The following is a 13,223-nucleotide window of genomic DNA, read 5'->3' on the forward strand; positions in this document are numbered from 1 at the left end:
CCTTAACCAACCCGGTGGTTCGCCACGCCTGGCCAGCGATACCGGCTCAGGTCCGCGCATACCCGGTCGATAGCGTGGGCAGGTGGGCAGCGACGCCAGTCGGCGCGCCTCACCACGATGCAAGGGCGGCACAGGTGTGCCCTCGTTTGCACCACGACATCCCGGGGAGGGGTCGATCCATGCGTTATTTACCGTTCAAGGGGCTGCGCCATGTCGCGCTGGCCTGTGCACTGCTATGCGGCACTGCGCCTGCATTCGCTGGCGACGTCAGCCTGCAGGGGCTGGGGTCGGCATCGGCCCATCAGCGTTTCATCGTCAGCTACAAGGACAGCAGCGCCGGCAACCGTGGGCGCCTGAGTGGCTCGTTGCGCGAGATCGCCCGTGCGGTGCCGGCGCGGCGCGGGCGGGCGCTCGGCCTGTCGTCGTCGCGCTGGCTCGGGGTCGGGCCGCAATTGCTGGTGGCCGATCGCGCGCTGGACCGGGTCGATGCGGAAACCCTGATGCGTCGTCTGGCGGCCGACCCGGCGGTCAAGCGGGTGGAAGTGGACATGCTGCTGCGCCCGATGCTGGTGCCCAACGACAGCCGCCTGTCCGAGCAATGGGCGCTGGGGACCACCAGCGCCGGCATCAACGTGCGCCCGGCCTGGGACAAGGCCACCGGCAAGGGCGCGGTGGTGGCGGTGATCGATACCGGCGTGACCGCGCATCCGGAGCTGTCGGCCAATGTGCTGGCCGGCTATGACTTCATCAGCGATGCCTTCATCGCCCGCGACGGCAACGCGCGCGACACCGATGCCGCCGATCCGGGCGACTGGGCCGCGGCCAACGAGTGCGGCAGCGGCGCAAGCGCGTCCAGTTCCAGCTGGCATGGCACCCATGTGGCCGGCATCGTCGCGGCCGCCGCCAACAATGGCGCCGGCACCGCGGGCGTGGCGTTCAATGCAAAGGTGCTGCCGGTGCGCGTGCTGGGCCGTTGCGGCGGCTACCTGTCCGACATCGCCGATGCGATCGTGTGGGCCTCCGGCGGCACGGTGTCCGGCGTGCCGGCCAATCCGACCCCGGCCAGGGTGATCAACCTGTCGCTGGGCGGCATCGGTTCCTGTTCGACCACCTTGAGCAATGCGATCGCCAGCGCGGTGTCGCGCGGCACCAGCGTGGTGGTGGCTGCCGGCAACAGCAATATCGACGTATCCAAAAGCGTGCCGGCCAATTGCCCGAACGTGATCGCGGTGGCGGCGACCACCTCGGCCGGGGCCAAGGCCAGCTTTTCCAACTTCGGCCAGGGCGTGGATATCGCCGCGCCGGGGCAGGCGATTCTGTCCACGCTCAACAGCGGCAGCACGGCGGTGGGCACCCCAGGTTACGCGGTCTACAGCGGCACCTCGATGGCGGCGCCGCATGTGGCTGGCGTGGTGGCATTGATGCAGTCGGTGGCGCTCAATCCGCTCAGTGCGGCCAGCGTCGAAGCGATGCTCAAGAGCACGGCGCGTGCATTGCCGGTGGCGTGTCCGCAGGGGTGTGGGGCAGGGTTGGTCAACGCCGATGGTGCGGTGGCTGCGGTGATCGCCTCGACCACCCTGACCAGCAATGCAGCACGCAACGGCCTGGCTGCAGCCACCGGTGGCTCGCTGTATTACCAGGTCAACGTGCCCGCAGGCACGCGCAGCCTGCGGGTGGCGCTCAGCGGTGGCAGCGGCAATGCCGACCTGTCGCTGCGTGCCGGTGCATTGCCGAGCGATACCGCCTACAACTGCCGCACTGCGGTGGTGGGCAATGCCGACAGCTGCACGCTGAGCGCGCCCGCGCCAGGGGTGTATTACGTGCGGCTCAAGGCCACGCTGGCGTTCTCGGCGGTCACGCTGGTGGCCACGTACTGAGCGTGCCCGGAGTCCTGCGCCGGTGGGGTGCAGGACTTCGGTCTTGCTTGGGGCGTGATCTTGCATCGGCCATGTGACGCCGGCGAACCCATCACGCCGCAGCGGAGGTGCGTGATCGCTGCCGCGAACCGGAGCCACCTTTGGATTTCCAGATGCCGGCTTGCGTCAGCCGGCCACGCGGCGCGGTGTCTCGCCGCGGCTAGTCGCAAACACTGCAGGGCCGCGCCTGCAATGCGGCAACGATGCCATCGCCCGGCAATTCCAGCAGCAAGCCGCGTTGCCCGGCGTTGATCCACAGCGACGGGGCATCCAGTGCACTGGCTTCGATCAGGACCGGCGCCTGGCGTTGCTGCCCCAGCGGGCTGATGCCGCCGACCTTGTAGCCGGTGCGACGCTCGGCATCGGCCACCTCCATCATGCGCGCCGACTTGCCGTTGCAGGCACTGGCCAGTTTCTTCAGCGACACCCGGCGATCGCACGGGATCACCACGCACACCGCCTCGTCGTCGACCCAGGCCATCAATGTTTTCAGCACCGTGTGCGGCACCAGTCCCAGGGCGTTCGCCGCCTGCACGCCCTTCGCGTCGGCATCGGCCTGGTAGGCGTAGGGGTGCAACACATAGGCCACGCCGGCGGCATCCAATGCCTTGGTCGCGCGGGTGGCCTTGCTCATGGCGTCAGAGCGATTCGAAGCGGTTGGCGGCGACGTTCTTGCGCACCTTTTCCGGATTCCAGATGCGCCCGTTCATGGCGATGTACACGCCCGCAGGCAGCGACTGCACCGCGCCGACCGCGCAGCCGATGTTGAACTCGGCATCGGAGCCGCGAAAGCGCGCCGGATTGAGCGCGCCGGTCATCACGATGGTCTTGTCTGCGATCGACTGCAGTACCTTGCCGGTTTCCACCATCGAGTCGGTGCCGTGGGTGATCAGCACGTGGCGGGTCGGCTGGGCGGCGATGGTGGCGCGCACAAGTTCGCGGTCGGCGTCGGTGATGTGCAGCGAATCCTTGCGGATGATCGGAATCACCGAGAAGCGGAAGGTCACGCCCAGCTCCTTGAGGATCTGGCCGATCTGCGGGTCGCCGATCTGGTAGTCCGATTTGTCGTCGAAGTAGATCTTGTCGATCGTGCCACCGGTGGTGACGATCAGGAGGTCTTCCATTGCTGCGGGTCCTTCAAACGGGCGCGGTGCAGGCCGCGCGAGGGCCGTCATGATACGACCCCGGCGCGGGTGCTGCCCAAGCGGGTCAACGTGGAGGGCGCTTGCGGCCGAAGCGCGCCGCCATGCCGGGGCCGCCCACCAATGCCACCACCAGCAGGGCCAGCAGTACTTCCAGCCAGGCCAGCCCACGTGCCTGCGGCTGGCTCCAGGCCGCCATCACGCCGTGACTGAACCAGCCTAGCGCAAACACGCCAGCCCAGAAACGCGCACGTGCGCTGCGCAGCGCCAGCGCGGCCATCAGCGCCGGCGGCAGTGCGAACACCAGCAGCGCCGCGGTGCGGTGGCGGTCGTCGTGAAACCAGCTCACGAACAGCACCGTCAGCGCGATCAGCGCGGCAGTCAGCAGCCAGTGCGTGGCACGCACGCTCATGGGCTGGCCAGGCGCCGGGCGATATCGGCCACCCGGCGACCCAGCGCACGCGCCAGCAGCGCTTCGTCCTCGCTCGGTTGCGGGTCGCCGCCGGCGCCGGAGACATGGCTGGCGCCATAGGGCGTGCCGCCGCTGGTGGTATGGCTGAGCGCCGGCTCGGTGAACGGGATGCCGACGATCAGGCAGCCGTGGTGCAGCAGCGGCAGGTGCATCGACAGCAAGGTGGATTCCTGGCCGCCGTGCATCGAGGCGGTGGAGGTGAACACGCCTGCCGGCTTGCCGGCCAGGATGCCGCTGGCCCACTCGGCACCCAGGCCGTCGAGGAAATGCTTCATCGGCGCGGCCATGTTGCCGAAGCGGGTCGGGCTGCCCAGCAGCAAGCCGCTGCACTCGGCCAGATCGGCCTTGTCCACATACGGCGCGCCCTCGTCCGGCACCGGCGGGGCGCTGGTCTGGGTCACCGCCGCTACCGGCGGTACCGTGCGCAGCCGCGCGCCCATGCCCGGCACTTCGCCGATGCCGCGCGCGATCTGCCGCGCCAGCCGCGCCACCGAACCGCCACGGCTGTAATACAGCACCAGAATCTCCGCCATCGCGCATCTACCGCCTGTGTGAGTTGCCGCAGTATCGGCCAAGCCACCGTCTGCCTGCACGCCGCAGTTGCGGCAAGGCCGCGATGACGGCGCATCGGGTACCCTTGCGCGATGTTGCGCGTGAACAAAATCCACCAATGGAAAGAACGGCTGCGCGACCGCGCGCGGACGGTCAGCTTCGGGCGCTTCCTGTGGCGCCGCTTTCTCGACGACCGCCTGTTCCAGGCGGCCGCCTCGCTCGCCTACACCACGGTGTTCGCGCTGGTGCCGCTGGCGATCGTGGTGTTCGGGGTGCTGTCGGCGTTCCCGGCCTTCAACGAGTGGAAGGACGCGCTGACCGACTTCATCTTCAACAACTTCGTGCCTGGCGCGGCACGCTCGGTGCAGAACTACCTCAATCGTTCGCTGGAGGATCTGGGCAAGTTCACCGTGGCCGGTATGGTCGCGCTGGTGGCCTCGCTGCTGATCACCCTGCATAGCATCGAGCAGACCTTCAACAGCATCTGGCGGGTGGCCGCCGCACGCCCGAAGGTGACACGCTTCCTGATCTACTGGACGGTGCTGACCCTGGGCACGATGCTGGCCGCCGCCTCGATGGCGATGGCCGCCTACGTGTTCGCGCTGCCGCTGTTCCGCACCACCGAAGGCCAGTGGCTGGCCGAATTCGCCTGGCGGCTGGCGCCGATGGCGGTGGAATTCGTCTGCATCGTGCTGATCTACCGCGTGGTGCCGCAGCATGGGGTACGCCTGCGGCATGCGCTGCCGGGCGCGTTGCTGGCGGTGATCCTGATGGAAATCGTCAAATGGGGCTTCGGCTTCTATCTGGGCAATTTCCAGACCTACCAGCGCATTTACGGTGCGCTGTCGGCGCTGCCGATCCTGCTGTTGTGGATCTACCTGAGCTGGGTCTCGGTGCTGCTGGGCGCCTCGCTGGCCTCCTCGATGGCGGCATTCCGCTACCAGCCCGAAGCGATGCGGCTGCCGCCGGGTTTCGAGATCTATGGCCTGCTGCGCCTGCTCGGCCGCTTCCGCCAGGCACGCATCCACGGCAACGGCCTGGATGAAGACCGCATCCTGGCGCTGGAGCCGATGCTCACCGACACGCTGATGCAGGAGTTGCTGTGCGAACTCAAACGCATCCGCCTGTTGCGCCGCGACGAGCGCGGCCAATGGCTGCTGGCGCGCGATCTGGACGTGGTGCCGCTGGCCGAACTCTACGAAAGCTGCCAGCTGCGCGTGCCGATCGAAGACCGCCCCCTGCCGTGCCGCGACGATGCCTACGGCCAGGCCGCTGCCGCTGCGCTGGAACAACTGCGCCAACCCTTGCGCAGCGTGCTGGCGCAACCGGTCGGCGACCTCTACACCCACCTTCCCGGAGACCTCCCATGACCGTGCGCCTTGTGCGCGGCGCCTGTGCGCTGCTGTTGCCGCTGGTGTTGCTGACCGCCTGCAAACCCACCGGCGAGGGCACGCCCGCCGCCGGCGGTGCAGCGCCGGCGACCACCGCACAGACACCGCAAGAGCCGGCCGCCCCCGCCGACCCGGCCAGCCCAACCGACACCTCGGTGGTGCAGCAGACCGCCGAGATGCCCAAGCTGTCGCTGCCGACCGTGACCGGCGAGGCCTACGACCTGGCCGCGCATCGCGGCAAGTGGGTGGTGGTCAATTTCTGGGCCACCTGGTGCGCGCCGTGCCTGAAGGAAATGCCCGAGCTGTCGGCGCTGCACACCATGCGCGACACCGTCGAAGTGGTGGGCCTGGCCTATGAAGACATCAGCAGCGCCGACATGCAGGCGTTCCTGAAGGACCACCCGGTGTCGTACCCGATCGCCATCCTCGACCCCTACCAGCCGCCGCAGGACTTCGCCACGCCGCGCGGCTTGCCGATGACGTATCTGATCGGGCCGGACGGCAAGGTGGCCAAGCAGTTCCTCGGCCCGGTGACCGCACGCGACATCGAGACGGCGGTGGGCATCACCGGCAAGGCCGGCTGATGCAGGCGGCGCGCTTTATCGTCACCGGCGTGGTGCAGGGCGTGTGGTTCCGCGCCTCCACCCGCGAGCGTGCGGTTGCGCTGGGCCTGCGTGGGCATGCGCGCAACCAGCCCGACGGCAGCGTGGAAGTGGTCGCCGCCGGGCCCGACGCTGCGCTGGACGCGCTGGAATCCTGGTTATGGCAAGGCCCGCCGGCGGCCAGGGTCGCGGCGGTGACCCGCACGCCCTACGCGCCGCCGCCGACTGAAGAATTTGTAACTGGCTGAGTCGCTGCCAGCCGAGCAGGCCAACAGACTTGCGATGCGTCGCCGATAACCTTGTCAGCGCGATCAGGCGTGCAGGGGGAATATATGGCCGCTCCATCTCAAGATCACACCGACGGGCACGAACTGCCTGCCCACCACCGCAACCGTCGCCTGGCGCAGCTGGCGCCATGGCTGTACCTGGGCGTCCTGTCGGGCAGTGGCTGGCTGCTGTTTCTGCAGCCGCAGACCCGCGTGCTGCAGCCGGGGCAGGCGGCCACCAGCTGGCTGCTGGCCTGGATCTTCGGCGGCATCGTGATCGCTGCGGTGCTGTGGAGCCTGAAGCTCGCACGTCGCGGCCTGGGCGCGTCCGCTGCCAGCTATCCGCTGTCGGCGCGTCTGCCCGATTCCTGGGCCGACGCCTACGCAGCCCTGTTGCGCCCGGCCCCCGCGGTGCCGCTGTCGGCCTCCAGGCCGGATCCCGCCGGCACCCAGCGCGGCGCAGCCTGGCACCGTTTCGGCGGCGGCATGCTCAGCGTGGAGAATTTCGATCCCAACGACGCCACCCGTGCGCCCTGGGACACCCTCGATGCCCAGGCCTGCATCGCGCGTCTGGACGATCTCCGTCCGGCCTGGCAGAACGCCACCGCCAACCGCGCGCTGCAACAGGAGCGTCGCTACTGGCTGGACGTGGTGCTGTCGCTGCTCGACCACGGCGTGATGCGCCCGCTGCAGGACGGCTACCTGCCCGACACCGCCACGCTGCGCACCGAACGTTTCCTGCTCGGCGCCGATGCCGGCCCGATCGTCCTGGCCGAAGTGCCGGCACTGTTCGCACGCCGTCTGGCGCTGGCGATCGAGACCATGCCGGCCCCGCAGCGCGAGGCCGCCGGCGTCCAGTGGCGTCTGCTGCAGCAATTGCACGGCCTGGTTGCCGAGAGCCGCATGCTGGACGAGCGCTCGCAGGTCATCCAGGTGCTGGCGTGGAACCCGGATGTGGACCTGGATCAGGTCGAAGTGGCCTATATCCTGGCTGCCGAGTACCGCCAGGGCATGCGCGACTGGTTGCGCCGCGCCGCGCTGGTGCGTCTGCCCGACAGCGCGCTACGCCTGGACGAAGTGCTGCTGTCGTCCTGCAGCCCGCTCGGTGCGCAGGCCGACGACGTCGACTACATCGAAGCGATGCGCCCGCTGCACCGCGGTTTCATGCAGCTGTTCAGCCAGCGCCTGAGCCAGCTGGTGCTGCAGGCCGAGCAGGCCGAACGCCAGGCCGGCCTGTATCCCTTGCCGCGCGCCACCGCGGCCAGCGACGAGATCTCTCAGGACTGGCCGGCGTAATCGTCGATCGGCTCCAGCACGCCGTAACGTTCCTTGTGCGGCTTGCCGTCCAGTGGCGGCAGCTGCAGCGTGTCATCGGGCACCGCGGTGTCCGGGAGCCGATCCAGCAGATTGCGGATCAGGCTCAACCGGCCGCGCTTCTGGTCGTTGAAATCCACCAGCGTCCATGGCGCGTCCGGCGTATGCGTCACCTCGAGCATGCGCTCACGCGCGGCGGTGTAGTCCTCGTACTTGCTGCGTGACTGCAGGTCCACCGGCGACAGCTTCCAGCCCTTGAGCGGATCTTCCTGGCGTTCGGCAAAGCGCTGTTCCTGCTCGGCCTGATCCACGCACAGCCAGTACTTGAACAACAGGATGCCGTCGTCGACCAGCAGTTGTTCGAAGCGCGGCGCCTGCTCCAGGAACGCGTCGTATTGCGCGTCGGTGCAATAGCCCATCACCCGTTCCACGCCGGCGCGGTTGTACCAGCTGCGATCCATCAGCACCAACTCGCCGGCCGCTGGCAGGTGCGCCACATAGCGCTGGAAATACCATTGCGTGCTTTCGCGATCGTTGGGTGTCGGCAACGCCACCACCCGGCACTGGCGCGGGTTCAGATGGCTGGCGATGGCCTGGATCACACCACCCTTGCCGGCGGTGTCGCGGCCTTCCACCAGTACCAGCGCGCGCTGGTTGGTATGCCGTAGCCAGCGCGCCATGTTGACCAGCTCCAGCTGCAGCGGTGCCAGCAACTTCTTGTAGGCCTTGCGTTTCAAGTGCGACATGCGCGTTCCAGCAGCGATGGAGCGCGCAGGCTATTCGCCCAGACGTGGACGCAGTGTCGCCAGATTGCAGGGCTTGGTCCGCGCATCCAGCTGCGCACGCACGATCTTTTCCCAGGCCGTGCGGCAGGCCGAGGTGGAGCCGGGCAGGCAGAACACAAAACTGTGATTGGCCAGCCCCGCAAACGCGCGCGACTGCAGTGACGAGGTACCGATTTCGTCGACACTGACCGCGCGGAACAACTCGCCGAAACCGGGCATGGTCTTGTCCAGCAACGGGGTAATCGCCTCCGGCGTGCTGTCACGGCCGGTAAAGCCGGTGCCGCCAGTGATCAGGATGCCGTCGACCTGCGCATCGGCGATCCACGCAGAGACGATCGCGCGCATGCGGTAGCGATCGTCCGGACACAGGGCGCGCTCGTGCAGCACGTGACCGTCGTGAGTGAGGGCATCGACCAGATAGTCGCCGGAGCGATCATCGGCCAGCGTGCGGCTGTCGGACACCGTCAGCACGCACAGGTGCAAGGGAATGAAGTCGGGATTGGAAGGCATGCCCCAAGCCTAGCGAGCCGGGGCGACCGGGTACAGCACCACGGCGTGAAGCTGCACAACGGACGAGTCGCTCTCTAGCCCCTCTCCCCCGGGAGAGGGGTTGGGGTGAGGGTGCGGCGGAAGACAGCCATCTACCTTGAAAAGGCAAGCAGGCCGCTAGTTACCTGACCAACCATGTTGGCGCGCGAGTGCATGCATCAGGTCCGCGAACCCGTCGGCAAACCCATCCATATCGAACACGCCCGACTCGCGCCGACGCTCCGCCACCCGCGCACGCAACGCGCTCAATGCCGCTGGGTCAGTCGCCAACGCCACCGCCTTGGCAACGAACGCAGCGTCATCGGCCACATTCATCTCATCCAGGCCCAGATGATGATTCAGGCTGCCGGCCACGCGCGCGGCAAATGTCTCGCCGGGCGTGGTCAACACCGGGCAACCCGCCCATAAGGCATCCGATGCGGTGGTATGCGCGTTGTACGGATGCGTATCCAGGAACAGGTCTGCATGCCGGTAGCGCGCCAGATACTGCGCGTGCGGCAGCTTCGGCATGAACACCAGGCGCTGCGCAGCCACGCCTTGCGTCTGCGCCACCGCACGCAGGCGTGCGTCGGACTCGCCGGGTCCGGACAACAGCCACAGCACGCTGCCCGGCACCGCACGCAACACCGCCAGCATGCGCGCCATGCTGCGGGGATTGAGCTTGTAGCTGTTGTTGAAGCAGCACAGCACTACGCCATGCTCGGGCAAACCGCACTGCGCCCGCGGCGGCGGCTCGGCGACCACGCGCGAGGTGTCCGACGGCTGAAACGCACCGTTCAGGCGCAGCACGCGCTCGCGATAGAACGGCTGCAGCGCCGGCGGTAGCGCAAACGCATCGCCCAGCACATAGTCCATCCACGGCGCGCCCGACGTGCCCGGATATGCCAGCCAGTTGAGCTGCAGCGGCGCCGGCCGCAGTGCGAACACTTCCGGGCGCCCGCCACCGCCCCACCCGCGCAGGTCGAACAGCAGATCGATGCCCTGGTCGCGGATGTGCTGCGCGGTGGCCAGGTGCCCGAGCGCTGTGACATCGTGCAGCGTGGTGGCTTGCGCCAGGCGCGCGCGGATCTCGCTGCGGTCGTCATGGCTGGTGGCGAACAGATGCAGTTGTAGCGCCGGCTGCCGGCGCTTCAGCGCTTCGAACAGCGCGACCGTCAGCAAGCCGGTGGGGTGCGCACCAAACCCGTTGGAAACGAAGCCGAGCCGCAACCCGCCCTGGCTGCGCATGGCAGTCGGCGGTAACGGGCGCAACATCGCAGCGACTGCCTGCGCGCGCGTCCGTGCACATGCAAGCTGTTCGGCAGCGCTGGTGTCCTCGCTCAGGAAGGCGAACGGTTCCACCGCGGCAGCGCCCTGGGCCACGGCACTGCGCACCTGCGCAGCGAGCGCATCCAGCTCACGCCAGTCGCACAGGCGGCGTCGCCAGTTGAGCAGTTGCGCAGCGATATACGGCTCATCGGGCAGCAGCTGATGCGCACGCGTATACGCGGCCGCGGCCGCTTCGGCCTGGCCTGTATCTTCCAATGCATGCCCCAGCCACAGCGCGATGCCCGGATGTTGCGGCACCAGGTCCGATGCCTGCTGCAACAACGCTGCCGCCTCGGCATGTCGTTGCTGTGTCCAGCGCACCCGGCCAAGCCGCGCCACCGCTTCCGGATGGCCCGGCTGCAGTGCAAGCGCGCGTTGCACCGCGGCCTCGCCTGCAGCGACCGCGCCCATGCCGAGTTCGGCGTCGGCCAGCATCAGCCAGGCGATGAAGTCGCCCGGCTGGCGTCGCACCGCCTCGCGAAGCTGCAGCAGCTCGCGCGGCACCTGCGCACTCACGGGCTGTCGCTCAACCGTGCCAGTTCGTCGGCCTGATGCTCGTGCAGCAGTCGTGCGATCAGTGCATCCAGATCGCCTTCGATGATGTTGGGCAGGTCGTACAGCGTCAGGCCTTCCACGCGGTGGTCGGTGATGCGGCCCTGCGGGAAGCTGTAGGTGCGGATGCGCTGGCTGCGGTCGCCGCTGCCGACCTGCAACTTGCGCGTCTGCGCTTCGGCGGCGGCCGCCTTGCTGCGTTCGGCTTCCACCAATTGCGCCTTCAGCCGCTTCATCGCCTTGTCGCGGTTGGCGTGCTGGCTGCGTTCGGTCTGGCATTCCACCACCACGCCACTGGGCACATGGGTGATGCGGATCGCCGACTCGGTCTTGTTGACGTGCTGGCCGCCGGCACCGGACGAGCGGAAGGTGTCCACCTTCAGGTCGGCCGGGTTGATCACGATCTCTTCCACATCGTCGGCTTCGGGAATGATCGCCACCGTCGCCGCCGAGGTGTGGATGCGGCCCTGCGACTCGGTCGCCGGCACGCGCTGCACACGATGGGTGCCGGATTCGAACTTCAGCCGCGAATACGCGCCGCGTCCGACCACCCGTGCCACCACTTCCTTGTAGCCGCCGTGCTCGCCGGGGCTGTCGGATTCGATTTCCACCTTCCAGCCCTGGCGCTCGGCATAGCGCGCGTACATGCGGAACAGGTCGCCGGCAAAGATCGCCGCCTCGTCGCCGCCGGTACCGGCGCGTACTTCCAGGAACAGGTTGCCGTCATCGCGCGGGTCGCGCGGTACCAGCAGCAAGGCCAGTTGCGCATCCAGTTCTTCCAGGCGCGCCTGTGCGGCGGCGATCTCCTCTTCGGCCAGCTCGCGCATCTCCGGATCGTTGCGCATCGCTTCGGCCGCGCTCAGGTCGGCCTTGGCGCGCGCTTCGTCTTCCAGGGCCACGGCCACCGGCTCCAGCTGCGACAGTTCGCGCGACAGCGCGCGGAACCTGTCGTTGTTGTTGACCACATCGGGGTCAGAGAGCAGGTGCTGCAGTTCTTCGCGGCGCTCGGCCAGCGCTTCGAGCTTACGGCGCAGGGTCGGCGTCATCGGTCCTCACGATCGGGGTGGCTACAGGGGGATGTTGGTAACCCGGTTTTTCCGGGAACAGCCGGTCGGCCGCGCTGGTCAATTCCAGGTCGTTGTTGAGCGCGGCATCGCGCAGCGCGGCGGTGGGCGGATGCAGCAGCCGGTTGGTCAGCGCGTGCGCCAGCTGTTCCAGTACTTCGTCGGCCGGCTTGCCGTTGTGCAATTGCTGGCGCGCCTTGGCCAGCAGTTCGTCGCGGGTACTGTCGCCGAACGCGCGCAAGCGCTTCAGCGGCGCCTGGCGCGCGTTGGCCTGCAAGGTCTCGACATAGCGAGCCACCTGCAGGTCGATGATGGCTTCGGCCTGATCGGCGGCTTCACGGCGGCCGCGGCGGTTGTCTTCCACCGCGCGTTCCAGGTCGTCCACCGTGTACAGGTAGGCGTCGCCGAGTTCGGCCACCGAGGCTTCGATGTCGCGCGGCACCGCCAGGTCGAACAGCAGCATCGGCTTGCGCTTGCGCGCGCGCAGTGCCTGTTCCACCTGCACCCGCGTCACGATCGGCTCGCGCGCGGCGGTGGCCGAGAACACCACGTCGGCTTCGGCCAGATGGCGGTCCAGATCGGTCAGCGGCAGGGCGTAACCGCCGTGCTGGCTGGCCAGCGTCTGCGCATGCGCAAGCGTGCGATTGGCGATCAACAAGCGGCGCACGCGGCCTTCGCTCAGATGCTTGGCCGCAAGCTCGATGGTTTCGCCCGCGCCGATCAGCAGCACGGTGGACTCGTTGAGCCGCGCGAAGGATTCCTGCGCCAGTCGTACCGCAGTGGAGGCCACCGACACCGGGTTGGCACCGACGCGGGTATCGGTGCGCGCCCGCTTGGCGACCGAGAAGGTCTGCTGAAACAGGCGGTCCAGCCCGCTACCCAGCGCGCCATGTGCACGGGCCACTGCCCAGGCATCCTTCACCTGGCCCAGGATCTGCGGCTCGCCCAGCACCATCGAGTCCAGCCCGGTGGCGACGCGGAACAGGTGGCGCACCGCCGCTTCCTCCTGATGCTGATAGAGGTAACCACTCAAGCCCGGCGCATGGGTTTCCAGCCAGCTCACCAGGCTGTGCGGGTCGTCGGACATCGCATACAGCTCGGTGCGGTTGCAGGTGGACAGCAACGCGGCCTCGCGCACCTGCGGCAACGCGCGCAGGGATTCGAGCGCGCGCGGCAACGCGTCACCTGCGAACGCCGCGCGTTCGCGCAGGTCCACAGGTGCGGTCTGGTGATTCAGTCCGAGCACCCACAACGTCATTGTTCAGTTGCTTGCGATAAGCTGGCGGCCATTCAGGGCCCCATTTTACGGC

At 68.1% G+C, this 13,223-nt stretch carries 14 protein-coding genes; 5 read left to right on the forward strand and 9 right to left on the reverse strand.

The features are described from left to right. Positions 1 to 179 precede the first annotated feature (179 nt). Positions 180 to 1,877: a S8 family peptidase gene (locus AC1KVE_RS07490; protein WP_054591332.1), complete on the forward strand. Its 1,698-nt coding sequence runs from the start codon at positions 180 to 182 to the stop codon at positions 1,875 to 1,877. 199 nt (positions 1,878 to 2,076) lie between these two features. Here AC1KVE_RS07490 and ybaK read toward each other — a convergent pair whose 3' ends face one another. From ybaK to wrbA, 4 genes are all read right to left on the reverse strand, one after another. Beyond that, a complete protein-coding gene (gene ybaK, locus AC1KVE_RS07495) occupies positions 2,077 to 2,550 on the reverse strand; it encodes a Cys-tRNA(Pro) deacylase (protein ID WP_481092149.1) in 474 nt (157 codons plus the stop codon). A gap of 4 nt (positions 2,551 to 2,554) precedes the next feature. Continuing rightward, entirely contained in the window at positions 2,555 to 3,040 is a 486-nt protein-coding gene (locus AC1KVE_RS07500; protein ID WP_016900703.1) for an asparaginase domain-containing protein, read from the reverse strand. A gap of 85 nt (positions 3,041 to 3,125) precedes the next feature. Further along, positions 3,126 to 3,470 (reverse strand): DUF2069 domain-containing protein, encoded by a 345-nt coding sequence (locus AC1KVE_RS07505; protein WP_047128204.1) that lies wholly within the window; start codon positions 3,468 to 3,470, stop codon positions 3,126 to 3,128. After that, positions 3,467 to 4,123, reverse strand: a complete 657-nt coding sequence (wrbA, locus tag AC1KVE_RS07510; RefSeq protein ID WP_184610387.1) for an NAD(P)H:quinone oxidoreductase — start codon at positions 4,121 to 4,123, stop codon at positions 3,467 to 3,469. Before wrbA ends, AC1KVE_RS07505 begins: the two co-directional genes overlap by 4 nt. Before the next feature lie 51 nt (positions 4,124 to 4,174). Here wrbA and AC1KVE_RS07515 point away from each other — a divergent pair, with 51 nt between their 5' ends. From AC1KVE_RS07515 to AC1KVE_RS07530, 4 genes are all read left to right on the forward strand, one after another. Next, positions 4,175 to 5,452, forward strand: coding sequence for a YihY family inner membrane protein (locus tag AC1KVE_RS07515; protein ID WP_024938585.1), 1,278 nt, complete (start codon positions 4,175 to 4,177; stop codon positions 5,450 to 5,452). Further along, positions 5,449 to 6,057, forward strand: a complete 609-nt coding sequence (locus AC1KVE_RS07520; protein WP_481092148.1) for a TlpA family protein disulfide reductase — start codon at positions 5,449 to 5,451, stop codon at positions 6,055 to 6,057. Before AC1KVE_RS07515 ends, AC1KVE_RS07520 begins: the two co-directional genes overlap by 4 nt. Beyond that, entirely contained in the window at positions 6,057 to 6,323 is a 267-nt protein-coding gene (locus AC1KVE_RS07525) for an acylphosphatase (RefSeq protein WP_481092147.1), read from the forward strand. The genes AC1KVE_RS07520 and AC1KVE_RS07525 overlap by 1 nt, the downstream gene beginning before the upstream one ends. A gap of 84 nt (positions 6,324 to 6,407) precedes the next feature. Then, the gene (locus AC1KVE_RS07530; protein WP_481092146.1) at positions 6,408 to 7,637 is read left to right on the forward strand and encodes a hypothetical protein; all 1,230 of its coding nucleotides are present in this window, start codon (positions 6,408 to 6,410) and stop codon (positions 7,635 to 7,637) included. Here the strand turns inward: AC1KVE_RS07530 and ppk2 are convergent. The 5 genes from ppk2 to hemA all read right to left on the reverse strand — a co-directional run bounded on the left by ppk2 (position 7,619) and on the right by hemA (position 13,171). Then, a complete protein-coding gene (gene ppk2 / locus AC1KVE_RS07535; RefSeq protein WP_024938581.1) occupies positions 7,619 to 8,401 on the reverse strand; it encodes a polyphosphate kinase 2 in 783 nt (260 codons plus the stop codon). The two genes, AC1KVE_RS07530 and ppk2, sit on opposite strands and share 19 nt — an antisense overlap. A 30-nt stretch (positions 8,402 to 8,431) precedes the next feature. Then, entirely contained in the window at positions 8,432 to 8,950 is a 519-nt protein-coding gene (moaB, locus tag AC1KVE_RS07540) for a molybdenum cofactor biosynthesis protein B (protein ID WP_024938580.1), read from the reverse strand. Between the two features lie 156 nt (positions 8,951 to 9,106). Next, positions 9,107 to 10,813, reverse strand: a complete 1,707-nt coding sequence (locus AC1KVE_RS07545; protein WP_481092145.1) for an O-linked N-acetylglucosamine transferase, SPINDLY family protein — start codon at positions 10,811 to 10,813, stop codon at positions 9,107 to 9,109. Further along, the gene (prfA, locus tag AC1KVE_RS07550) at positions 10,810 to 11,895 is read right to left on the reverse strand and encodes a peptide chain release factor 1 (protein ID WP_046345802.1); all 1,086 of its coding nucleotides are present in this window, start codon (positions 11,893 to 11,895) and stop codon (positions 10,810 to 10,812) included. Before prfA ends, AC1KVE_RS07545 begins: the two co-directional genes overlap by 4 nt. Beyond that, positions 11,873 to 13,171 carry a glutamyl-tRNA reductase gene (gene hemA / locus AC1KVE_RS07555; protein WP_039810738.1) on the reverse strand — a complete coding sequence of 433 codons (1,299 nt, stop codon included), beginning with the start codon at positions 13,169 to 13,171 and terminating at the stop codon, positions 11,873 to 11,875. The genes prfA and hemA overlap by 23 nt, the downstream gene beginning before the upstream one ends. Positions 13,172 to 13,223: the final 52 nt, after the last annotated feature.

This window comes from Xanthomonas sp. NCPPB 2864 (assembly GCF_056675615.1).